Origin of the sequence: Psychromonas sp. psych-6C06 (genome assembly GCF_002835465.1) — a bacterium.
Classification (GTDB): Bacteria; Pseudomonadota; Gammaproteobacteria; order Enterobacterales; family Psychromonadaceae; genus Psychromonas.
The window spans coordinates 303792-327435 of sequence record NZ_PIZM01000006.1 but is presented as its reverse complement, the minus strand read 5'-3'; the positions used below and the strand labels follow the sequence as shown (position 1 = coordinate 327435).

General features: G+C 39.5%; 19 protein-coding genes. 14 read left to right on the top strand and 5 right to left on the bottom strand.

Going from position 1 to position 23644, the window contains the following annotated elements; genetic code table 11:
• Window positions 1-52: 52 nt before the first annotated feature.
• From CW745_RS10025 to CW745_RS10005, 5 genes are all read left to right on the top strand, one after another.
• Window positions 53-1321 (top strand): isochorismate synthase, encoded by a 1269-nt coding sequence (locus tag CW745_RS10025; protein WP_101108511.1) that lies wholly within the window; start codon window positions 53-55, stop codon window positions 1319-1321.
• Entirely contained in the window at window positions 1321-3048 is a 1728-nt protein-coding gene (gene menD, locus CW745_RS10020) for a 2-succinyl-5-enolpyruvyl-6-hydroxy-3-cyclohexene-1-carboxylic-acid synthase (RefSeq protein ID WP_101108510.1), read from the top strand. Before CW745_RS10025 ends, menD begins: the two co-directional genes overlap by 1 nt.
• A complete protein-coding gene (menH, locus tag CW745_RS10015) occupies window positions 3035-3814 on the top strand; it encodes a 2-succinyl-6-hydroxy-2,4-cyclohexadiene-1-carboxylate synthase (RefSeq protein ID WP_101108509.1) in 780 nt (259 codons plus the stop codon). The genes menD and menH overlap by 14 nt, the downstream gene beginning before the upstream one ends.
• Window positions 3815-3839: 25 nt before the next feature.
• Window positions 3840-4676 carry a 1,4-dihydroxy-2-naphthoyl-CoA synthase gene (gene menB / locus CW745_RS10010; protein WP_101108508.1) on the top strand — a complete coding sequence of 279 codons (837 nt, stop codon included), beginning with the start codon at window positions 3840-3842 and terminating at the stop codon, window positions 4674-4676.
• Window positions 4677-4884: 208 nt separating this feature from the next.
• A complete protein-coding gene (locus CW745_RS10005; RefSeq protein ID WP_101108507.1) occupies window positions 4885-5487 on the top strand; it encodes a peroxiredoxin C in 603 nt (200 codons plus the stop codon).
• Between the two features lie 424 nt (window positions 5488-5911).
• Here CW745_RS10005 and CW745_RS10000 read toward each other — a convergent pair whose 3' ends face one another.
• Window positions 5912-6220, bottom strand: coding sequence for a cytochrome c (locus tag CW745_RS10000; protein ID WP_101108506.1), 309 nt, complete (start codon window positions 6218-6220; stop codon window positions 5912-5914).
• Between the two features lie 731 nt (window positions 6221-6951).
• Here CW745_RS10000 and CW745_RS09990 point away from each other — a divergent pair.
• From CW745_RS09990 to CW745_RS09980, 3 genes are all read left to right on the top strand, one after another.
• Window positions 6952-7185 carry a YheU family protein gene (locus CW745_RS09990; protein WP_101108504.1) on the top strand — a complete coding sequence of 78 codons (234 nt, stop codon included), beginning with the start codon at window positions 6952-6954 and terminating at the stop codon, window positions 7183-7185.
• A 253-nt stretch (window positions 7186-7438) separates the two neighbouring features.
• The gene (gene crp, locus CW745_RS09985) at window positions 7439-8077 is read left to right on the top strand and encodes a cAMP-activated global transcriptional regulator CRP (protein WP_101108503.1); all 639 of its coding nucleotides are present in this window, start codon (window positions 7439-7441) and stop codon (window positions 8075-8077) included.
• A 126-nt stretch (window positions 8078-8203) separates the two neighbouring features.
• Window positions 8204-11059, top strand: coding sequence for an HD domain-containing phosphohydrolase (locus CW745_RS09980; RefSeq protein WP_101108502.1), 2856 nt, complete (start codon window positions 8204-8206; stop codon window positions 11057-11059).
• 492 nt (window positions 11060-11551) lie between these two features.
• Here the strand turns inward: CW745_RS09980 and recA are convergent, their stop codons facing one another.
• Window positions 11552-12607: a recombinase RecA gene (recA, locus tag CW745_RS09975; protein ID WP_101108501.1), complete on the bottom strand. Its 1056-nt coding sequence runs from the start codon at window positions 12605-12607 to the stop codon at window positions 11552-11554.
• A gap of 118 nt (window positions 12608-12725) precedes the next feature.
• Complete coding sequence (locus tag CW745_RS09970; RefSeq protein ID WP_101108500.1) at window positions 12726-13214, bottom strand: nicotinamide-nucleotide amidohydrolase family protein; 489 nt, start codon at window positions 13212-13214, stop codon at window positions 12726-12728.
• Between the two features lie 261 nt (window positions 13215-13475).
• Here CW745_RS09970 and mutS point away from each other — a divergent pair, with 261 nt between their 5' ends.
• Complete coding sequence (gene mutS / locus CW745_RS09965) at window positions 13476-16043, top strand: DNA mismatch repair protein MutS (protein WP_101108499.1); 2568 nt, start codon at window positions 13476-13478, stop codon at window positions 16041-16043.
• 357 nt (window positions 16044-16400) lie between these two features.
• Complete coding sequence (locus CW745_RS09960; protein ID WP_101108498.1) at window positions 16401-17930, top strand: HAMP domain-containing sensor histidine kinase; 1530 nt, start codon at window positions 16401-16403, stop codon at window positions 17928-17930.
• 17 nt (window positions 17931-17947) lie between these two features.
• Here CW745_RS09960 and CW745_RS09955 read toward each other — a convergent pair whose 3' ends face one another.
• Window positions 17948-18520, bottom strand: a complete 573-nt coding sequence (locus CW745_RS09955) for a nucleoside triphosphate pyrophosphohydrolase family protein (RefSeq protein ID WP_101108497.1) — start codon at window positions 18518-18520, stop codon at window positions 17948-17950.
• Window positions 18521-18630: 110 nt separating this feature from the next.
• On the opposite strand from CW745_RS09955, the gene CW745_RS09950 reads away from it, so the two are divergent.
• Both CW745_RS09950 and CW745_RS09945 read left to right on the top strand, forming a co-directional pair.
• Complete coding sequence (locus CW745_RS09950) at window positions 18631-20136, top strand: hypothetical protein (protein ID WP_101108496.1); 1506 nt, start codon at window positions 18631-18633, stop codon at window positions 20134-20136.
• Window positions 20114-20347: a hypothetical protein gene (locus CW745_RS09945; RefSeq protein WP_153069758.1), complete on the top strand. Its 234-nt coding sequence runs from the start codon at window positions 20114-20116 to the stop codon at window positions 20345-20347. The genes CW745_RS09950 and CW745_RS09945 overlap by 23 nt, the downstream gene beginning before the upstream one ends.
• 301 nt (window positions 20348-20648) lie before the next feature.
• Here the strand turns inward: CW745_RS09945 and rlmJ are convergent, their stop codons facing one another.
• Window positions 20649-21491 carry a 23S rRNA (adenine(2030)-N(6))-methyltransferase RlmJ gene (gene rlmJ, locus CW745_RS09940; protein WP_101108494.1) on the bottom strand — a complete coding sequence of 281 codons (843 nt, stop codon included), beginning with the start codon at window positions 21489-21491 and terminating at the stop codon, window positions 20649-20651.
• A 108-nt stretch (window positions 21492-21599) separates the two neighbouring features.
• Between rlmJ and CW745_RS09935 the strand changes: the two genes are divergently transcribed.
• Both CW745_RS09935 and ssb read left to right on the top strand, forming a co-directional pair.
• Window positions 21600-22961 carry an MFS transporter gene (locus tag CW745_RS09935; RefSeq protein WP_101108493.1) on the top strand — a complete coding sequence of 454 codons (1362 nt, stop codon included), beginning with the start codon at window positions 21600-21602 and terminating at the stop codon, window positions 22959-22961.
• A gap of 13 nt (window positions 22962-22974) precedes the next feature.
• A complete protein-coding gene (ssb, locus tag CW745_RS09930) occupies window positions 22975-23610 on the top strand; it encodes a single-stranded DNA-binding protein (RefSeq protein ID WP_101108492.1) in 636 nt (211 codons plus the stop codon).
• Window positions 23611-23644: the final 34 nt, after the last annotated feature.

The following is a 23644-nucleotide window of genomic DNA, read 5'->3' as shown; positions in this document are numbered from 1 at the left end:
CTACATTAGCAAAATCAACTCTATATACATAGCCAAGAGCGATTTTAATGTGATGATTGAAAAAATCAGCGATAAATTACGACAACTTCGACAACGCGTCGGAGAATACCCCACTAAAAATCTAAACATCACACTTGAACCATTATCGTTACTGGCATTTTTAAAAGCACAAAAAGAGATCACACCAGCTATTTTTTGGCAAGATAAAGCACATCAAAGGCGCGTAGTTTGCTTAGGCGCGATTGATGATATCAATCATATTCCAGAGATAAATGATGAAGCACGCTATTACGGCGGCCTAGCTTTTCAACAACAGGGCAAACAGTGGCAAAATTTTCCGGCAGTGCGCTTTATTCGCCCAGCCTTAGAGTTTAGTGAAGAAAACAGCGTGTTAACACTTATCTGCCACTTTGATGGTAATACTTCGATTGAAACTACATTATTATTACTCGCAACACTTCGCCCAAGTGCGCCACTTAATAATATCTCTACACAGATTACATCACGTAACGACTCCCCCAACCAACAACATTGGGCAGAGCTTGTTGATTTGGCTATCGAATACAAAGCGTTATTACCCAAGGTGGTATTATCGCGACAAACAGAGCTTATTTGTGAAACACAGCTTGATTACTGCGATCTATTAGCGCAGTGGCATGAAGCAAACCCCAACAGCTTTTTGTTCAGTTTTAAATTTGCCAAAGACAATGTTTTTATTGGTTGCTCACCAGAGCGTTTATTTGAACGTAGCGATAATAAATTACAGACAGAGGCGTTAGCAGGTACTGTAAACCGAGGGCGCAATGAGCGCGAAGACAATATTTTATTGCAAAGCCTATTAACCGATAAAAAAATTGATCGTGAAAATTATTTGGTACAAGAATTTATTATTGCCAACCTCAAACGGTTAAAGGCACAGGTTAGTTGCGAAGAGCCTCACGTACTACAACTACATAATGTGCAGCACCTATGTGTCCCAATTCACGCACAACTACCACCAGAAACCAGTGACGCTGAATTACTGTATCGATTACATCCTACACCTGCGGTTGGTGGTAGCCCTAAATTACCGGCACTACAATTTATCAATGACAATGAACCCTATTTACGCGGTTGGTACGCTGGAGCTGTGGGGCACTTAAGTGCCAATCACAGTGATTTTAGCGTCGCTATTCGCAGTGCTTTACTCACAGAAAAACGCATAAAACTGTTTGCAGGTGCAGGTATTGTGACAGGTTCCATTGCAGAGCAAGAGTGGCAAGAGCTCGATAATAAAATCCATACAATCTTAGATATCATTACTCTAAAAGGCGAACAGTAATGCAAGACCTTCAGCCCTTTACAACTTCACATAGCAATATTAATCAGTTGTGGGCTTCATTGCTTGTTGAAGAGCTTATTCGTCACAAAATAACTGATTTTTGTATCGCCCCAGGATCGCGTTCAACGCCCTTAACCTTAGCTATCGCAAACCACCCAAAAGCTAAGGAGTACCTACATTTTGATGAGCGAGGACTGGGATTTTTGGCACTCGGCCTCAGCCAAGCAAGCCAAAAACCTGTGGTACTTGTCACCACTTCAGGAACTGCTGTAGCTAACTTATATCCAGCTGTTATCGAAGCAAGACAAAGCGCAATTCCTTTAATTGTTTTGTCAGCAGATAGGCCTGTTTCCTTGCTTAATTGTGGTGCAAATCAAGCGATTGATCAGCATGGTATTTTTGCTCAATACCCGATTTTTTTTACACAAATAGTGCAACCCAGTACAGAGGTTTCCCCTAATTATCTGTTAACTACGCTTGATCATGGCCTGAATTTACAGCGAAACACCCCCGCCCCTATTCACTTGAATATTGCCTTTGCAGAACCACTATACCCAAGCCAGAGTTGCATTGAGTACCAGCCTTATTTAAGAAATGTATCAAAGTGGATTGAGAATAATCAGCCATTTACCACATTTATAACAGCTAACAATGACAGGTTATCAAGAAGCGAAGAGCTGAATGACAAGAAAATCATTGTGGTTTTAGGAAAAATGCACTGTTCACAACAAGCACAAGCCGTCAGCGCATTTTGCCAACAACATGATTTATTACTATTAGCGGATATTCAATCTTCACAGGCGGCTTATCCCGCTAACCTCCACTATTACGATCTCTTTTTACTCAACCCAACCTTTAAAGGGTTACTTGAACAAGCGGATCTCATCGTACAGTTTGGAGAACAGTTACTCAGTAAACGTTTAAGCAATTTTATCAGCGATGCAGACGGTGAACTTTGGTTGGTCAATGCAAGTGAAACACGTATTGATCCCAACCATCAATTAGATAAGCGTTTTAATTGCCATGCCAGTGATTGGATAAATAAACAACAGTATTCACCCAGTGTAAAAAACAAAGCGTGGTACCAATCGCTCCATGTATGTCATAAAACGCTCGCAAAGCAGGTTATTACTCCCTTTTTAACCGCTCAACCCTACAGTGAAATGACCGTGATCAACACTCTTGATCATTTATTACCCGATAACTCATCACTGTTTATTGGCAATAGTATGCCTATCCGCCTTGCGGATATGTTGATGAAAGAAAACCAGTCGACGATTTATACTAATCGCGGTGCAAGTGGTATAGATGGGTTGTTAGCCAGCGCAGTTGGCGTCGCGCATAATAGCAATAAAATCACCACGCTATTACTGGGCGATACATCATTATTATACGATCTAAACTCATTAGCACTTCTCAAATCGCTCACCATGCCCTTCATTGTTATTGTTATTAATAATGATGGCGGTTCGATATTCAACTTATTACCAGTACCAGAAAAACAGAAAAATAGATTTTATCAATTGCCACACGGACTAAACTTCAAATCAAGCTGTGAACAATTTTCTATCGACTATTACAATCCAAATCAACTTATTGATTTCCAAGAGACTTATAATCGATGCTTACAAGGTAAACATTCTCTTATCGAGGTAACGCTATTGAACCAACAAAGCGCCACTCAACTTGACCAACTTAAGGAGCAGATTGAACATGCCACTTTATAAGCAACAACAAGGTTGTTCTAACCAGCCGGCCTTGGTTTTTCTTCATGGCTTTTTAGGAAGTTGCCATGATTGGAGTGATACCATTGATCGACTTAAAGATCGCTTCCATTGTGTTGCTATCGACCTGCCTGGTCATGGTGCTTCAGTAACCACTGCCAGCTCTCGAAGTGATGGCTTTAATCAATGCCATCATTTAATTAATGATGTTCTCAACGAGCTGAATATTAAACAATTTACCTTAATCGGTTATTCATTGGGCGGACGTATTGCCCTCGATTATGCTCGAACACAAAATGACACTCGTTTACAAGCGCTTGTGCTTGAATCAAGCCATATTGGATTGATTGATCCACAAATCAAAGAACAACGCTTTATGGATGACCATGGTTGGGCGAAAAAATTCGCCACTCAAGGTATTTTAGACACTCTTTCAGAGTGGTATGACCAAGGTATTTTCAGTGACTTAAGCGATCGTAAAAAAGAGTTCGTGATTAGCAAGCGTGCCAACAATTATGGTGTCCCGCTGGCAAACATGTTGCTTTCAACTAGTTTGGGGAAGCAACAAAGTGCCTTGTCTTATCTTGAGAATACTGCATTAACTATCCATTACTGCATTGGCGAAAAAGACAAAAAATTTAAAAAAATAGCAAAGCAACTGCTTGAGCTAAAAAATATAAACGTTACAGAGTTTGAAAAGGTGGGACACAATATCCATCAACAAGATGCTTCACAGTTTTCACAGTTTCTCCTCAATACCCTAAAATAAACAAGACTAATAGAGCCTATTAATTATGACCGATTTTTATGCACCAATCACTTGGCAGAGTAGTGAATTAACCTTTACTGATATCACCTATTTAAAAGCAGATGGTATTGCTAAAATCACCATCAACCGCCCACAGGTACGCAACGCCTTTCGACCGCAAACCGTCAATGAGATGATGCAAGCGTTATATGATGCACGTTACGATGATGCAATTGGAGTCATCATTCTAACCGGAGAAGGTGATCTCGCCTTTTGCTCTGGTGGTGACCAAAGCATTCGAGGTGACTCTGGTTATAAAGATGAAGTAGGAGGTCATCACCTCAATGTACTGGATTTTCAACGCCAGATTCGAACTTGTCCAAAACCCGTTATCGCGATGGTGGCAGGTTATGCTGTGGGTGGTGGCCACGTATTACATATGATGTGCGATTTAACCATAGCGGCTGATAACGCTAAGTTTGGTCAAACAGGCCCTAAAGTAGGATCCTTTGATGGTGGCTGGGGCGCTAGCTATATGGCACGCATTGTCGGTCAGAAAAAAGCACGTGAAATTTGGTTTTTATGTCGCATGTATAATGCGCAGGAAGCTGTTGAGATGGGGTTAGTGAACACCGTTGTACCACTTGCTGAGTTAGAGAAGGAAACGGTGAAATGGTGTCGCGAAATATTGCAAAATAGTCCTATGGCAATACGTTGTTTAAAAGCTGCGCTAAATGCCGATTGTGATGGTCAAGCTGGGCTTCAGGAGTTAGCAGGCAACGCCACCATGCTATTCTACATGAGCGAAGAAGGGCAAGAGGGGCGCAACGCATTTAATGAAAAGCGTAAACCCGATTTCTCTAAATTTGGACGTAATCCATAATCGCTTATCTGTATTAATCAATTTAATTGGGCATGATAAATGCCCAATTAAATACATCAATCAATTCAATAGAAAAAATCTATCAATCTAATTGATATAAACAATTCGATTCTGCCTATAATTTCCTGCATGCTATTGCGCTCAAATAAGCATGAAAAATAATGAACCAACTTATTGTTAACACATTCTTTATTAAAAGGAAATTCTCATGGTATTAGTAACAAAACAAGCACCTGATTTTACTTCTGCAGCTGTATTAGGCAATGGCGAAATCGTAGATAACTTTAACTTTGCTGAATTCACTAAAGGTAAAGAAGCGGTTATTTTCTTCTACCCGCTTGATTTTACATTTGTATGCCCGTCTGAATTAATTGCATTTGACAAACGTTTTGGTGAATTCCAAGCACGTGGTGTTGAAGTAATTGGTGTTTCAATCGACTCTCAATTCTCACATAACGCATGGCGTAACACTTCTATCAACGACGGTGGTATCGGTGCAGTTCAATACCCACTTGTTGCTGATGTGAAACACGAAATCTGCCAAGCATACGGTGTTGAATTTGAAGAAGCGGGTGTTGCACTTCGTGGTTCTTTCTTAATCGATAAAAATGGTGTTGTTCGTCATCAAGTGGTTAATGACCTTCCACTAGGCCGTAACGTAGACGAAATGTTACGTATGGTTGATGCACTGCAATTCCACGAAGAGCACGGTGAAGTGTGTCCTGCACAATGGGCGAAAGATAAAGCGGGTATGGATGCATCTCCTGAAGGTGTTGCAAAATACCTAGCATCAAATGCAGATGACCTGTAAATAGCAAGTTACGTATAAAAACTATCTCTCCTAAGTAGTTTTTACAGGGTGAATATGAAAATATTCACCCTTTTTTATTGCCTAAATTTTATGCCGATTGCAGTAATACTAATTCCGCTAGTATAGTGATCAAATATTACACAGGAAAAAGAAGTTAGTTCAAGGCGAAAATTGATGCAAATGGTTGTTCCCTTCACGATATTTTTAACGCTGAAATAACTTCTTTTAACCAGTAAGATTGATCAGTTATTTAGTGGATTTGGTATAACAGCAAAGGAAACCACCATTAAAGCATTAACGTACTGTTGTTAATGCTTGCTTGAGTATTAACGAAGTTAATCTCAGGATAGTGTCGTCAAATTTCACATTGAGTTAAGCCATTTTCCTGCGCAACGTTTAGATCAAATACTTAATGCGATTGCTATTATTTCATAGATGCGTAATAAGCAGCTAAATCTGCGATATCTTGATCAGATAAATTGGTTGCTTGGGGCATCATAATCGCAGACATCCCGCCTTTACGTTGCCCTGACTTGTAAGCTTTTAATGAGCTAACAAGATACTGCTCTTTTTGCCCATTTAAATTAGGGTAAATAGGAGCGATAGCAATACCATCTTTACCATGACAAGTGGCACATACTGTTGATTTCGCCTTGCCTGCTGCTGCATCGCCAGCCGCAAAAGCAAAACTAGGTAATACAATAAGTAATGAGGTTAATAATAATTTTTTCATAATAATTCCTTTATAAAGTTAAACATAATATTAGCTATTGTAGACGCTTCATAATCAACAAACATTAATGATGCGTCTAGTCTTTTTAAAATATTAGGCTTTTATCGCAAACTAATAGTAAAACGAATTTAATCGCAAAAAGTGGTCATTAAAATTAATGTAAGGAGGCTATTGAATTTGGTCAAACTCATTAATATCTTCAATACGTTCAAAGTTGACTTTAAGATCTTTCAACAATCCATCTTTTACTGAATAAATTAAACCATAGACAGTTAATAGATCCCCCTTTTGCCTAAGCTTGTTGAATACAACGAGCAAGGCAGGCGAAACATGGCATTCTATGCGAGTTTCGTCTAACGGATAGCAAAACATCTTTTCGTTTTGTATTGCGTAGTGTTTGACGTAGTCATTCACTGCAAAAATAAACTTAAAAGATCAATAGCGTCTAAGTTGTGTTAAATAATTTTGACACTGTTGCGCATTCATCCCAGCGTTAAAATTATCGCTGTGACGCACATAAATATCTTTGATATTAGATAATCAACCATCAATTTCAGCATAGAAACGCTTTTTCATAGTAGCCTACCCATAAATATTCTGGTGATTGTTGATGCGCTAAGCGAGAAAAAAGTCATGATCTGCTTTGTTAATTTGAATTGCCCAACGTACATTGTTTTTTAATAACTCATCGAATAGACTCATGCTTTTAATACCTAAAGTAACTTTATAATATGCTCATTCCGTACCAATCACTTGATAGTGAAACACTACATAATTTAGTCGAATCTTTTCTGCTCCGAGAAGAGACAGACTACGGCGAAGCTGAAGTATCACTGGCAACTAAAAGCCAAGCTATGCTCAAACAGATCAAAAAAGGTGAAATAGTGATCCTCTATTCTGAGTTATCGGAGAGCGTCACTTTTATTGATAAGCAACAATTCAATGCACAAATGCAGGAAAAGTAAGCAACACGTTAGTAATAGTTCATAAAAACATAATAGATTTAGATTAAAATGATCATTAAGCCTTTTAAATATTGTTGCTTTTTGACAAAGGTCTAATTTCTTATGGAACATAAGGGTATTAATGTTATCGACAACACGTAAAAAGAGATACAATCAGGAAACTTATAATGACAGCATTGTCATTTTGCTCCTGTTGAAACAATAACAACGAGAGATAGCCATTTAGCTATTCAATATAGATTAAGGAAGTAACATGATCATCACTAAACCGCAAACGGATCCAACATTAGAATGGTTTTTATCACATTGTCATACTCATAAATATCCGGCAAAAAGCATGTTAATCCATGCAGGTGAAAAAGCAGATACTTTATACTTCATCGTGAAAGGCTCAGTTGCTGTTGTTATTAAAGATGAAGAAGGTAAAGAGATGATCTTATCTTACCTAAATCAAGGTGATTTTTTAGGTGAGTTAGGCTTGTTTGATAAGTCAGAAGATCCGATTCGTAGTGCATCGGTAAAAGCAAAGTCACCCTGTGAAGTAGCAGAAATTTCATACAAGAAATTTCAGCAGTTAATTACTGTTAACCCTGAGATTTTAATGCGTCTGTCTAACCAAATGGCAAATCGCTTACAAATCACCAGCCAAAAAGTAGGTAACTTAGCATTCTTAGACGTTACAGGTCGTATTGCAAACACACTTCTTGACCTTGCAAAACAACCAGACGCGATGACTCACCCAGATGGTATGCAAATTAAGATTACACGCCAAGAGATTGGGCAAATTGTAGGCTGTTCACGTGAGACTGTTGGTCGTATCTTAAAAATGCTAGAAGAGCAGGGACTTATTTCTGCACATGGTAAAACAATTGTTGTATTTGGCACGCGCTAAATCACAACAATAGAAAAAGCTAACTTTTAAACCGCACTTGATGCGGTTTTTTTATGTGCAAAGGATTAGGATTACAATAAAAGTACAATATTTGCATAAAATATTTACCTTATTAATAGGAATCCTATGCCCACGATTAAATTTAAAAACAGATATAGCTTACAAGTCCATATAACGAGTTTATTTACTTTTTTAATTATCGTTTCAGGTCTGTTGCTTGGTTGGTATAGCTATTATCAGTTTAGCCAAAACATGCTCAACGAAGGTAAAACACTTTTTGACAACTCAAGTCGTCAGCTAGTAGATAAAATTCATCGAGAGAGCGAGCATGTACATACCATGCTCAAAATATTAAATGCATCGGATCTAACTGCAATTAATAGTAAACAAGAAAAAATAACATCGTTACCAGTATTATCTGAGATGCTAAAAGCGACTAATAGCTTATCTGCATTGTTTATCGCCTATCCAAATAATGATTTTTTTCTGTATAAAAAAATTAACTCAGTCCACCACTCGACAAATATTCCCAAAGATAGTTATTTTATGATGACGCTTCGCCAATCGGAGAAGACACAACATTACTTTTACGATATAGAAAATAACTTACTATCAATGGTAGATGATCCCAATTACAACCTTAATATAGAAAAACGCCCCTGGTATAAACGCGTGCAAATAAGCGATAAATATATTATTACAGACCCTTACCTATTCCATGCGACTAAAGAGTTTGGGGTCACACTGGCTGTTAAAGACCAAATTAATAATTCAATCATTGGTGCCGACTATACACTAAGTACTTTATCTAACCTGTTACAAGAATTTCGTCGTTACCCAAGCAGTGAGCGAATCGTTGTTAATAACACGGGCAAAATCATTGCCTATCAAAATACTGACTTCCTACTTTCAGCGCAGGGAAAGTTCGATGCTTTTAAAAATATCTCTGAATTACAACATCCTGCATTAGCCCATGTTTTCAAAAATTATAGTGACCAGAAAGGCAGTGTTTTATTCAATTATAAGGGAGAGGATTGGTTGGGCAAAGTATCACCCCTTTCTGATAAACAAACCTTGCTCTTATTTCAAATTGTTAAAACGAAGGAGTTACTCGCAAACGCTTATGATTTACGCCAGAAAAGTGCATTGATTATTATTCTGATTATTCTTACTACGCTGCCGATGGCATGGTATTTTGCCCGCTTAATTAGCACGCCAATTAGTGAACTCACCAAGGATTTGGAAAAAATTAATAATTTTGACTTTAGTGAGCAACTACATCGTAAAACGCCAGTAAAAGAGATAGCGGCACTCATCCAAGTCACCAATAACATGAAACAAACGATTTCCCATTTTCAAAACCTTTCAGCATCACTAGTGAGTAAACAGAGCGAACAACAGCTACTCAATAAAATAAGTGATGAGTGTAATAATATTCCCAATAGTAAAGGCACATTAATCATTTTCAACAATAACAATAACTACCAGATAAAACATAGCCAACTACTTGCATTAAGCTCCATTGAAAATAAGCAGTTATATCAGCAATTAAGCAAGCTAACGATGACATGTCAATCGCTGTCGGAAAATCTAACGAGCGAACAAATCCCCAATGATATTAAGCAGATAATTGATCCCTACCTAGTAAAATCACAACCATTGTGCTGGCAACTGATACCGATGAAAAATAGATCCGGAGAAGACTTAGGTTTACTCGCTGTGCTTGCAGATCCGAGCAGCCCACTGAGTAGAGGAAAATTAAAATATGCACAAGCAATTGCCAGTTTTTCAGCATTATCTATACAGAGTCAACAACTATTAGCAGAGCAGAAGCAGCTATTACAAAGCTTTATTTTACTCATTGCGGGCGCTATCGATAGTAAGTCTCCCTACACAGGAGGTCATTGTGCACGAGTCCCTGAACTAACCAAAATGCTCAGCCAAGCTGCATGTACAGCTCAAAACGTAGAGTTTAAAGATTTTGATTTAAGTGATGAACAATGGGAGGAGTTACATATTGCAGCTTGGTTACATGACTGTGGGAAAATTATTACTCCTGAACATATCGTTGATAAGTCCACAAAGCTTGAAGCTATTTATGATCGTCTAAATGAAGTTAGAATGCGCTTTGAGTTGTTAAAAAGTGAAGCGCACACAAATTATTGGAAAGGGCTGAATGAAAATGGCGATTCGCAATTATTAGCACAGCAGCGCGATCAATTACTTAGCGAATTAGATCAGGAGTTTGAGTTTGTGGCGCAGTGTAACATCGGCGGAGAATTTATGTCTGATGATAAAATAGCGCTATTGCAGCGTATTGCAAGGCGCACTTGGAAACGCACCCTTAGCAATAAAATTGGCATAGCACCCCATCAAGCCAATAAAATTCCAGATATCACTTTACCCGTTGCAGAACCTATATTAGCCGATAAAGCTGAGCATTTAATCGATCGTGAGCATGCTGAACTAACTGAGCCAGGTAATGAATGGGGCTTTGATATGAAAACGCCTCAATATCGTTCTAACCGTGGAGAACTGTATAACCTTTCCATCAAACGAGGCACCCTAACCGAAGAAGATCGATTCATTATCAATGGACATATGGTTCACACCATTGTTATGTTATCGAAACTCCCCTTTCCTACGCACCTTAAAAATGTTCCGACTATTGCCGGCGGGCATCATGAAAAGATGGATGGCACAGGTTATCCACGCAAAATTCCAGCATCGGAGTTGCCGGTAACAGCACGCATTATGGTTGTTGCAGATATCTTTGAAGCACTAACAGCTTCAGATAGGCCCTATAAAGAGCGTAAAACCTTAAGTGAAGCGATTAAAATTATGAGCTTTATGGTAAAAGATGACCATATTGACCCCGCACTGTTTAAGCTATTTTTAACTTCTGAGGTATATCTACAATATGCGCATCAGTACCTTTTACCAGAGCAGATTGATGAGGTAAATATTAATCATTATTTGTAATATCAATAATAGTAAAGAGCTGATCTAATTGAGGCGAGCTATACAATACCGCTAATTAAAGTAGCAACACCATGATTTTAAATCGCCATAACGCTTCCACTAACCAGAATTGAGGTTATGTAATCTGTATAACATTGCTTAACTTTTCTTTAGAAACAAAAAAGCGTGAATAATCACGCTTTTTTGGGGTCTAGGCTATTAATACCAAATCCACTAAATAACTGATCAATCTTACTGGTTAAAAGAAGCTATTTCAGGGTTAAAAATTTTGTAAAGGGAACAACCATTTGCATCAATTTTCGCCTTGAACTAACTCCTTTTTCCTGCGTAATATTTGATCACTATATTAGCGGAATTGGTATAATACCAATCCGCATAACTATCTGGTCTATCTTTTGAGTTAAAACGATAGACAAACTCAATTATGCGCTTTGCTCTCTATCATTGTTCCTCAACAAGCCCTGACCATTGTGCAGAATGGTATATCAATCTCTATAACGCTTCTTCGACTTCATCTTCTTTCTCAAGCGCTTTTGCAACTTCTTCTGGTTTAGCCAGTAAAATGTCACGTAGCTTTTTGTCTAGCTCGTCTGCTTGTTCAGGATGTTCAGAGAAATGTTTACAGGCATTGGTTTTACCTTGGCCTATCTTCGTACCATTATATGAATACCATGACCCTGATTTTTCTACGAGTTCATTTTTAACACCAAGATCAATCATCTCACCGTATTTATTGATACCTTCGCCATATAAAATCTGGAATTCAGCTTGTTTAAATGGTGGTGACACTTTGTTTTTCACAACCTTAACACGGGTTTCATTACCAGTGATTTCATCACCATTTTTCACCGCACCAATACGACGAATATCTAAACGTACTGAAGCATAGAATTTCAGTGCGTTACCACCAGTTGTCGTTTCTGGATTACCGAACATTACCCCAATTTTCATACGAATTTGGTTGATGAAGATACACATAGTGTTCGTTTGCTTGATATTACCCGTTAGTTTACGCAGTGCTTGCGACATTAAACGTGCTTGCAGACCCATGTGTGAGTCACCCATATCGCCTTCAATTTCTGCTTTTGGTGTTAATGCAGCAACCGAATCGACAATCACTACGCCAACGGCGCCTGAACGTACTAACATGTCACAAATCTCTAACGCTTGCTCACCGGTATCCGGTTGAGAGATCAGAAGATCTTCAATGTTAACACCCAGTTTTTTTGCATAGATAGGATCAAGTGCATGCTCGGCATCAATAAATGCACAGGTTTTACCCTGTTTTTGTGCTTGTGCAATCACTTGTAATGTTAGTGTTGTTTTACCTGAACTTTCTGGACCGTAGATCTCAACGATACGACCATATGGCAAACCACCTATGCCGAGAGCCACATCCAGTCCAAGCGAACCTGTTGAAACAGAGTCAATTTCAAGCATTGCGTTGGCACCATCACCCAAGCGCATGATCGATCCTTTACCAAACTGCTTTTCTATTTGTCCAAGTGCAGCTGCTAATGCTTTATCTTTGTTTTTATCCTGACTCATGTTCTCTCCAGATATGAATATATTTTTTATTTAACTGTTTATGCAAACAGTATACTGCTGATTTATACAGTATCAAGTTTTATTTACATAAATATTGATTGCTTGCTCGTTGCTGTGATCAGATGATCTCAATTAACCCCGTCAGCGCTAAACGAATTGCTTGAGTGCGCACCTCACTACGATCACCTACAAACAGATATGTTTCTGTTTTTTCACCACCATGTGCGTTGTACCATGAAAAACAAACGGTCCCAACAGGCTTTTCTGCAGTTCCACCGCCCGGTCCAGCAATACCACTGATAGCGACGCTGATATCCGCTTCAGAAAACTTAACTGCATTGGTTGCCATCTCTGTCACAACTTGCTCAGACACCGCACCATATTGATCCAGCGATGCTTTATTTACCTCAAGCATCTGCATTTTTGCATCATTACTGTAGGTAATAAAGCTACGGTCGAACCATTGCGAACTGCCTGCCACCTCTGTAATTGCATAAGCGACTCCCCCTCCTGTGCAAGATTCTGCCGTGGCAGCAACCAGCCCAGCTTTGGTAAGTTTATCTCCCAATAAGAGTGCTAACTCTTGTACGGTTTTTTCTGTAAACATCAGCTATCTCCTGTCGTAAATGGCTATAAACGAAGTGTATACCTGTTACCAATGAACATGCAAAATCAATCATCTAAATCTAGACATAAAGTTGAACTGTCGTTATCCTAAATCGAAACGTAATAATAGCGCAGAATAGAGAGAAATAGAGGACTCTATCTCTATATAACTCTCACTGATACGGCGCGATAACAGCTCACTAAACACCCATTTCCATTTTTCAATTAACGGAAATTTTACAATGGGTGGCACGGATAATTTATGAAGCCAACAGCAGCACAATTAAAACAACACACGCCGATGATGCAACAATATCTCACCATCAAGAGTGAGATCCCCGAGACCTTAATGTTTTACCGCATGGGCGATTTTTATGAGTTGTTTTTTGAAGATGCTCGCAAGGCTTCACAACTACTGGGTATCTCTTTAACCCAACGTGGTAAAACCGGTGGTAATGCGATTCCAATGGCCGGTGTTCCCTATCATAGTGTGGAAGGTTATTTAGCTAAGTTGATTACACTTGGCGAGTCGGTAGCGATTGTTGAACAAATTGGTGATCCAGCCACCAGCAAGGGCCCCGTTGAACGGAAGATTGTGCGTATTATTACTCCTGGCACCATCACTGACGAAGCGTTATTAGATGATAAGCAGGATAATTTGCTGTGCGCGGTTTATCACCATCAAGACAGTTTTGGTATCGCTTCATTGGATATTGGTAGTGGTCGTTTTATTGTTAATCAATTTCAACATACAGAAACCTTACAAGCTGAATTACAACGCTTAAACCCTGCGGAGTTACTTTACCCAGATAACTTTGAGCATCTTGCATTTATCGAACACCTGCAAACGATTCGTCGTCGACCCGAGTGGGAGTTTGATTTAAGCACCGCGCGTAATACTTTAAATCAGCAATTTGGCACCAAAGACTTAATCGGTTTTGGCGTTGAGCAAGCAGAAGTTGCGCTTTGTGCCGCTGGCGCTTTATTGCAATATATTAAAGACACGCAGCGCACCAGCCTTCCTCACCTGCAATCGATTAAGTTAGAGCAAAATATCGATAGCGTTATTTTAGATGCTGCAACGCGTAAAAATTTAGAGCTCACGCAAAATCTAGCAGGAGGATTTGATAATACGCTCGCCTCGGTTCTCGATTTTACCGTTACCCCGATGGGTAGCCGTTTATTAAAGCGCTGGATCCACCAGCCAATTCGTAACGTCAACACGCTTAACTATCGTCAAACCATGATACAAACCTTAATTGATTTGGATTTAAATGGACCGCTGGCAGAGCCCCTTAAACAGATCGGCGATATTGAACGTGTGATTGCCCGTTTAGCACTTCGTTCAGCTCGTCCGCGCGATTTAACACGACTACGTACTGCATTTTCTCTATTACCAGAACTACAACATTTAATTGCTGAGTTACCGCATGAACTGGTCGGTAAACTGAGCAAAGAGATGGGTAACTATCCAGAACTATTAAGTTTGTTAGAGAAGGCGGTTATTGATAACCCACCGGTCATTATTCGTGACGGTGGCGTCATTAAAGCCGGATATAACCAAGAGCTAGATCAATGGCGAGACCTTGCACAAGGTGCAACGGACTACCTTGAGAAACTGGAGCTACGCGAACGCGAAGCAACGGGTATTGCTACACTTAAAGTGGGTTATAACCGCGTGCATGGTTACTACATTGAAACCAGCCGTAACGTCGCCGACCAAGTACCTGCGCACTATGTACGTCGACAAACACTAAAAAATACAGAACGTTATATTATTGCCGAACTAAAAGAGCACGAAGACAAAGTACTCTCAAGCCAAGGTAAAGCACTTGCGCTCGAGAAAAAACTCTATGAAGGGTTAATTGATCAACTCATGCCCTACCTCAAACAGTTGCAATTTAGCGCACAATCACTTGCTGAATTAGATGTATTAAATACTTTAGCAGAGCGTGCGCTGACACTGAACTATGTACGCCCAGTGCTGCACAGTGAGCGTGGTATTGTCATTGAAGAGGGTCGTCACCCTGTTGTTGAACAAGTGAATAAAACGCCTTTTATTGCTAACCCAGTTAAATTAAACGATCAACGTAGAATGCTTATTATTACCGGCCCGAATATGGGCGGTAAATCAACCTATATGCGCCAAGTTGCCTTGATGGTGTTAATGGCACATATCGGTAGTTTTATTCCAGCACAAAGCGCTCAAATAGGCCCCGTTGATCGTATCTTCACCCGTATTGGTGCTTCCGATGATTTAGCCAGCGGCCGTTCAACCTTCATGGTCGAGATGACTGAGACCGCTAATATTTTGCATAATGCCACGCAAAACAGCTTAGTTTTAATGGATGAGATCGGTCGAGGTACCAGCACCTTTGATGGTTTATCATTGGCTTGGGCCTGCGCAGAAGAGCTCGCTAAAAAAATCCAAGCTTACACCCTTTTTGCTACCCATTACTTTGAACTAACTGCGCTACCAGAAAGCATACCAGAGTTAGTCAATATTCACCTCGATGCGGTTGAGCATGGGGACAGCATCGCATTTTTACATGCGCTACAAGAAGGTGCTGCGAATAAGAGTTATGGCTTACAGGTCGCTTCATTAGCAGGCGTGCCGAGTAATGTGGTCAAAAATGCTAAAGCTAAGTTACAGCAATTAGAGCTTGGTGCATTAAATAACAAAGCAGATAACCATCAACCCGTGAACATCGAGATTGCGGACAACACACCTCACCCAGCATTAACACTGCTCGATACTGTTGATCCTGATGACTTAACACCAAAACAAGCACTTGCTCTACTTTATCAATTAAAAGAAACTAAAAATTAACTACCTTTCTCGGTTAGCAAGTGGAGGAATGACTTGTTAACCGCAGCAAAAGTTCATTTCTGTAATTAACCTCAGTTATGCATAAGCAACGCAATACCGCTATTGACAAGGACTTCTAGGTTAAATTATCTAACAATAATTCGCTATTACTACGATAGTTCGCCTTAAATTACCCAAAACTAAAAGTAGTGTGTATTAAAAATAATCACTCTCTGATTTAAAAGGCTATAACGCTTCTATTAAACATAAATGACCATCGCCATAACCTTTCTCATACTATTTAGATAATATTGATAGGATTTTTTCTCCCAATAGCTAAGTCATTACTATACTGATCAAATATAGCGAGGAGAAAATATGTCAGAGCTTACTATTTACGATAGTACCGACTTTCAAGAAGTAGATGATATTGAAGATATCAAGTCCTTTTATCGACTGCTATATAAACTCAATGAAGCAACCCTGACCATGTCGAAAGCGACATCCATGAGCGAGCTTTATAGGCTTGCTATTGTTACCGCGACAACTCTTCTGGAAATAGACCGTATCGGTATTTTACTCATTGATGATGCGCAGGAATTTATTAATGGTACTTGGGGAATTGATGAGGAGGGACAGCTGTGCAATGAATATGACCAAAAATCTCCGGTCGATAATGAAGTAAGGGACGTAATTAGACTACTCGATAACCAAGAGAAAGTGTGTATTTGGGATAAACAACCACTTTATGAATTTAACAAGAGTGGGGATATCTCAACAGTCGTTGGTTTTGGCTGGAATGGCGCCATTGCACTTTGGGAGCACGATAAACTGATCGGCTGGATCGCCTGTGACAACCTTACTTATCACCGCCCTTTTAAAACATATCAATCACATATTTTGCGCTTATTTGGCTCTACTATCAGTGAATACCGGCTTCGCTTTTTAGCCCAAGAAAAGATTGAAAATCTTAATAAAACCCTTGAAAGTAAAGTCATTCAACGCACCGAAGAACTTGTAGCTGCACAAAAAGCGTTACAAGAGGTTAATCAGGATCTTGAAAGTAAGGTAAAGCAACGCACCTTAAGCTTAGAAGCAAAAAATGTCCAACTAGCGCACACTATCGAACAACTTAAAGAAACCCAAACAGAGCTACAGCATGCACAAGCTTACGGAGCAATGAATGATCTTGTAGTAGGTGTTGCCCATGAGGTAAATACTCCACTGGGTTGTGCAATCACGGCCTCCTCTTACTTACCACATGTTTTTAATGAGATGCAAAGTGCGCTTAATAATCAACAAACGGAAAAGTTTCCCCAGTTAGTAGAAAACGCTAAAGATGCCGCACATTTATTACATGGTAACTTAGAAAGTACAGCATCGTTGATTTCTGAATTCAAACGCTTATCAATGCTTGATGTAGAAGCGATTCCAGCCAAAAAAGTAGGCCTTGAAGATTGGCTCAATAATATTCTATTAAGCGTGCGTACCTATGAGGTTGATATTAAAAAACTCAATATACATACAAAGATAGAAACCAATGTAGATGATGTCATTATACAGTCGGATATATTTGTGCAGATTTTCCAAGAGCTATTACTTAATGCTTACCTACACAACCCACAGCGTGATAAGAATAAAATTCTTATCAAACTCTCTATCGAAGAGCAGCAGTTACTTATCTATATTGAAGATAATGGCAGTGGAATCGATAAACAGATGCAACAGCGTATCTTTAACCCTTTTGTAACCACTCTTCGCACTCAAGGTCGAAGAGGGTTAGGGCTAAATGTAGCCTTCAATTTAATACATTTCTTATTAAAAGGCAGTCTAACCTATTTTGATTCGCAACAGGGAGGCGCAGGATTTCTTATCCGTTGCCCCATTCAGCTGGCAGAAGAAAGTTGATCGCGTAAATGACAGCCTTAAACCAATGGTTCAAGCTCTGCCGGACGATAATAAACAGATTTTAATACTTTGCCCTGGCGAACAACTTTTCCCTCAAGTTGTACGTCTTTAGCACATTTAGCAATGATAAAGTCACCTTTCACACTATCAATAAGCTCAACGCCTTGTTGGGCATAAAAGTCATAGGTTTCTTGATACTCTGCTTGATTACGGCATACTTTACTCATATTGCTCGAATGCACTTCATTCCAACAAGGTAAAAAATTAATATCACGTTGCTTGGCCACATTTAGAAAAAGGTCGATAAGGTAGCTAATCGCGATATTGTCTGACACTTTATTATCACCCAAATGAACTAATCGCCCCATTAATACATATACGCTATCAACAATGGCATCAGCCTGCTCGATTTTACAATCAGCCTCTGCCAACTCGGTCAGCTCTTCAATAATCAGAGAGGTGTGCAATTTATCTGCTTTTTCATCCAATGAGCTAGGATCATTGCAAGGTAAATCAAAGGTTTCGCGAAATTGCTTAATATCGTGATAAAGATGATCAAAAATAGCTTGTGTAAGTTGTGAAAATTGCATAAAAACCTTTATATAAACAGAAAAATAAAACGCTTAAGTTAACAAACTTTAGGCGCAAAAAACACTGATTTAAAATCAATTCATAATACGTTAATGCCAAAGGAGGGAGATTGAGTAAATTCAAAGTCAAACAGCAAGAAAAGTTATCGATAAAGCTAACCCACCAAATTAACCGTGGCGATGCTCGGCGCATTGATATTTATATCGCACTCCCTAAAGAGATGGGCATTAATAAAAACACCTTACCCGAAACAGAGTACTTTAATGCCGCAATTAAGGGTAGACGAGCCTATTTCACCGAAGGGCTGCACCTGCCACTTTTACATACTCGCTTTGCAAGCAGAATGAAGCGCTCTCCAGAAGAGTATAAAAGTAATCTTAACTTGTTTGCTTATCAATATATTGTTGCTCTCGATACTGATACGCAAGAAACGCTGAATATTGATGATAGTGAAAATCTACGAAATTTTTATCATGCAGCAATTGACCTTACTGAACAGTGTTTAATGATTTTAAAAAAGCATCGTACGCATATACCCAGCGACCCTAAATTATTATCAATCTTTGAAAATGTAGATAACTATCTCTCTTGGTATACTGAACAGTCTATTTTAAAAATGCTTGCTAAAAAACCACGCCATGCTGAATTTTCTGAAACGAGGCTCGCACTGCTTGCTATTTGCGAAGAGGAAAATAAATACAGAGAAACAAAAGGCTACAATACTGGCGCTACGCTTAATGACCCTAACCGTATTTCCAATAAGATGCGCTTATTACGTCGCTTAATCGAATACGATGTTATTTTTAAAAGTGAAACACATGAATTAGGGAATATCACTCGTAAAGTTGTTACTGGAGTGGCAACAGCGTTAATAATGAGTGTAGTTTTAATTTTAATCATCAAAACACAGGGTGCGTTTAGCGGTTTGAGCGCACTGATGATTTTTATTTTAGCGGTGATTTATGGCATTCGAGAAGTATTTAAGGATGACTTTAAAAACATGCTTTGGCGCTGGATACGAAAAGGTAGACCGAAATGGGCACGTACATTAAAAGATACCAGCACTAAAAATGAGATTGCCACTCAAAAAGTATGGCTTGATTACATCAAACCACAAAAGTTACCAGAGCAAGCCATTGACCTGCTAGCGCAACGCCATACACAAAATAGACAAAGTGCGGAGTTTTTACATTATCGCATTGAAACAAAAGTGAATAAGCAAGGATTCCAAGCCGGTTATGACAGCTTAGAAGAGATGATTATTTTTAGCTTACGCCCCTTTGCACGTTATTTAGAACGAGGCACCGGTAAAGTTTACGCACAGAATGCGCCGGATGCGAACCGCGAAAAGATACAAAGTACCTCTATTGAGCGACGTTATCAGATTAATATTGTCGTCGCGCTTGATCAAGGGCAGTACGTAGAAGAGTTTGAACGTTATAAAATAACACTCAACCGTAATGGTATTATTGAGATAGAAAAATCAGGAGAAGCATCTAAAAAAGATATCAGTAATTATGATCGCTACTCAAAACTCAAAACACTTTTACATTTTAAAAAGTTACACTTTAAAAAGAAAATAACCAATATAGATGACGATAACGATGACCAATAAAAAAGCGACCTATTCATTTTCCATTAAACGCTATTTAATCAGCTTACTGTATTTACTGCTATTAACATTCAGCATTTACCTGTTTGTTGATGATATTTCACAGCAAGCGTTATTGCAGTTATTTTTCTTTATGGCGATGCTAACCTTAGTACTGCAATCAGTGATAGGTATAATTGCTAACCATCTGCATCGTAAAAAACACCGTAAATAACGGCCTATGAGTAATTGTTCGTAAAGGGGGTGAACCTCAGTTGAGCTTTTGTCAGTTAGATTTTCAGCACAACCCGTGTTGTGCTGAATAGAAAGAACATGTTTGCTGTCAACATTAGAAAGTGCGATAGCTCTTCGAATTATACCAATTCCGCTAATATAGTGATCAAATATTACGCAGGAAAAAGGAGTTAGTTCAATGCGAAAATTGATGCAAATGGTTGTTCCCTTTACGAAATTTTTAACGCTGAAATAGTTTCTTTTAACCAGTAAGATTGATCAGTTATTTAGTGGATTTGGTATTACTCTTCAACTAATGTTTCAATACGATAAAAACCTTTGTCCTCTTTGGCTAGATTTTTAGCCAGAAACGGCAAAGCGGCTTGCATCTCTTTTTTCAGCGTCCAAGGTGGATTGATAACAATCATGCCACTTGATGTCATGCCCTTTTCACCAGAATCAGCTTCGATACCCAATTCAAATAATTGAATGTTTTTAATACCTGAGTCGATCAACTCACGCTCCATTTTTTTTATCGTGATGCGATTGACAACCGGATACCACAGAGCGTAAGTGCCTGTAGCAAAACGCTTAACCGCTTCGATTAAGGTTTCAACAACCTCCTGATATTCACTTTTAATCTCATAGGAGGGGTCAATCAACACATAACCACGACGCTCTTTCGGCGGCATATTGGCTACCAAACCTTGCAAACCATCCTTGTTAGACATTTTTATCTGCCTGTCACCAGAAAAATTTTCGCGCATATTAGTAAACTCATTCGGGTGCAACTCGAACAAAAACATGCGGTCATTATCGCGTAACATTTGGCGCGCAATACTCGGTGAGCCTGGGTAATGTTTTAAACTACTTTGCGCGTTAAACTCAACCACTTGCTGCATATAATTCGCTACCGGTTCAGGCAAGTCAGCACGTCCCCATAGACGCATAATACCATTATTGAACTCCTGCGTTTTTAAGGCTTGCTCAGAATTCAGTGAATAAGCGCCACAACCGGAGTGCGTATCGAGATAGCAAAAAGGCTTATCTTTTTTCAGCATATGGTTAAAAATAGCAACCGAAACCGTATGTTTTAATACATCGGCGAAATTTCCCGCGTGGAAAGAGTGGCGATAGCTGAGCATGGTGTTTCCTAAAACTGAGAGTGGTGCGCGCAGTATAATGATTTTTTTGTAATAGCGCTAAGCATGCTACAATTCGCGCCCAAATTATTTTGCTGAACTGGAACATTTATGCAAGTTGATGCCCTTAATCCATTAGAAAAACGTACCGCGATATCACTGTCGCTGGTATTTGCTTTACGTATGCTGGGTCTATTTATGATCATGCCCGTATTTGCAATCTACGGACAGGAACTCATCGGCTATTCACCGATGTGGGTCGGGCTTGCGATTGGCGCTTACGGGTTAACCCAGGCACTGTTACAAATTCCTGCGGGCATGCTTTCCGATAAATTTGGTCGTCGCCCAATTATCTATGTCGGCTTACTGATATTTGCCATTGGTAGCTTAGTGGCAGCTTACTCAGAGAGCGTTTACGGCGTAACACTTGGCCGAGCATTGCAGGGAGCGGGGGCGATAGCGAGCGCTGTTTTAGCCTTAGCGGCCGACGTAACACGTGAAGAGCAGCGCCCTAAGGCGATGGGAATGATTGGTGTCAGCATTGGACTTGCCTTTGCAGTCTCGATGGTGGCCGGCCCTGTTTTAGCACCATTTATTGGTTTGCAGGGATTGTTTCTTATTACCGCAGGTGGTGCGCTGATAGGCATTGCCATCGTGCATTTTTTAGTGCCTCATATCGTTAGCAAAGCACCTCGCGGAGAAACAGTAGCAATTCCAGCCATGCTAGGAAAGTTAGCGAAAAACCCACAATTATTACGCTTAAATGTGGGCATATTTACGCTACATATGACACTCACCGCGGTATTTATCGCCCTGCCATTACAATTGCAAACGATGCATCTAGAAGCTCAAAGTCACTGGTATCTTTATCTACCAGCTCTTCTCCTCTCTTTTTTATTGATTATTCCGATGTTAATTGTGGCAGCGAAAAAAGAAAAAAATCGCCAGTTTTACCTGTTTTCTATCCTATTAATGGCGCTGAGCTTAGTATTTATGGCATTCACTGAACAATCTTTGCTAGTAATGTTTTTATGCATGTTACTGTATTTTACTGCCTTTAACTTTTTAGAAGCCTCCCTGCCTGCTTTTATCTCAATGCTATCCCCTGCTGGTGCGAAAGGCAGTGCAATGGGGATCTACAGCACGTATCAGTTTTTAGGCGCATTTTTTGGTGGCATATTAGGGGGCGTTTCCTATAAACTACTTGGCAATAGTGGCCTATTTTTATTTTTAGCTAGCTTAATGTTGATGTGGTTCTTTGTTTCATGGGGTATGCATAACCCAAGTAAAATTCGTACGCATACATTAACGGCAACCATTAAAGATGAACATCATGCAACGCAGTTAACTGAACAGTTAATTCAAGTTGAAGGTGTATTAGAAGTCGTGATTATCATTGAAGAGCAGACTGTTTACATTAAGGTAAATAATAAAATTTTTACCTTGCAAGCAGCCAAACAAATTTTAGTATAAGCGGAGAGAAGAGATGTTTAACCGTAGCATAAACAAAGTAATTTTAGTGGGTAACCTGGGTAAAGATCCAGAGATGCGTTATATGCCAAATGGCAATGCGGTAGCAAATTTTTCAATCGCAACCACTGAAAGCTGGAAGAATAAACAAACTGGCGAATATGAAAATCAAACCGAGTGGCATAACCTGACTGTATACGGAAAATTTGGTGAGATGTGTGGTCAATACCTTAAAAAAGGCGCAAAAGTTTACGTTGAAGGCAAACTAAAAACACGTAAATGGCAAGATAAAACCACCGGACAAGATAAGTATGCAACTGATGTTGTCGTTTCTGAGCTACAGATGATGGACTCAAATAATAGCGGTCAAGGTGGTCAACAGTTCCAAGGCGGGCAGAACCAACAATTCCAAGGAGGGCAACAACAAGCACCACAACAGGCTCAGCAATCTTGGGGTAATGCGCCTCAGCAATCTGCACCAGCACCGCAGCAACAAGCAGCTCCTCAAATGGCACCGGCATATCAGCCGACGCCACAGCAGGCACCTGCACAACAAGCACCTGCTCGCCCTGCACCTCAGCAAACACCACAGCAAGCGCCCGCTCAATATAATGAACCATCAATGGATTTTGATGATGATATCCCGTTCTAACGTCTATATTTTACAATAATGTAAAAATAAAATA

Bases quoted from the DNA above. Each gene is read 5' to 3' on its own strand.
- CW745_RS10025 (WP_101108511.1), top strand. From the start codon at position 53: ATGATTGAAAAAATCAGCGATAAATTACGACAACTTCGACAACGCGTC.
- menD (WP_101108510.1), top strand. From the start codon at position 1,321: ATGCAAGACCTTCAGCCCTTTACAACTTCACATAGCAATATTAATCAG.
- menH (WP_101108509.1), top strand. From the start codon at position 3,035: ATGCCACTTTATAAGCAACAACAAGGTTGTTCTAACCAGCCGGCCTTG.
- menB (WP_101108508.1), top strand. From the start codon at position 3,840: ATGACCGATTTTTATGCACCAATCACTTGGCAGAGTAGTGAATTAACC.
- CW745_RS10005 (WP_101108507.1), top strand. From the start codon at position 4,885: ATGGTATTAGTAACAAAACAAGCACCTGATTTTACTTCTGCAGCTGTA.
- CW745_RS10000 (WP_101108506.1), bottom strand. From the start codon at position 6,220: ATGAAAAAATTATTATTAACCTCATTACTTATTGTATTACCTAGTTTT.
- CW745_RS09990 (WP_101108504.1), top strand. From the start codon at position 6,952: ATGCTCATTCCGTACCAATCACTTGATAGTGAAACACTACATAATTTA.
- crp (WP_101108503.1), top strand. From the start codon at position 7,439: ATGATCATCACTAAACCGCAAACGGATCCAACATTAGAATGGTTTTTA.
- CW745_RS09980 (WP_101108502.1), top strand. From the start codon at position 8,204: ATGCCCACGATTAAATTTAAAAACAGATATAGCTTACAAGTCCATATA.
- recA (WP_101108501.1), bottom strand. From the start codon at position 12,607: ATGAGTCAGGATAAAAACAAAGATAAAGCATTAGCAGCTGCACTTGGA.
- CW745_RS09970 (WP_101108500.1), bottom strand. From the start codon at position 13,214: ATGTTTACAGAAAAAACCGTACAAGAGTTAGCACTCTTATTGGGAGAT.
- mutS (WP_101108499.1), top strand. From the start codon at position 13,476: ATGAAGCCAACAGCAGCACAATTAAAACAACACACGCCGATGATGCAA.
- CW745_RS09960 (WP_101108498.1), top strand. From the start codon at position 16,401: ATGTCAGAGCTTACTATTTACGATAGTACCGACTTTCAAGAAGTAGAT.
- CW745_RS09955 (WP_101108497.1), bottom strand. From the start codon at position 18,520: ATGCAATTTTCACAACTTACACAAGCTATTTTTGATCATCTTTATCAC.
- CW745_RS09945 (WP_153069758.1), top strand. From the start codon at position 20,114: ATGACGATAACGATGACCAATAAAAAAGCGACCTATTCATTTTCCATT.
- rlmJ (WP_101108494.1), bottom strand. From the start codon at position 21,491: ATGCTCAGCTATCGCCACTCTTTCCACGCGGGAAATTTCGCCGATGTA.
- CW745_RS09935 (WP_101108493.1), top strand. From the start codon at position 21,600: ATGCAAGTTGATGCCCTTAATCCATTAGAAAAACGTACCGCGATATCA.
- ssb (WP_101108492.1), top strand. From the start codon at position 22,975: ATGTTTAACCGTAGCATAAACAAAGTAATTTTAGTGGGTAACCTGGGT.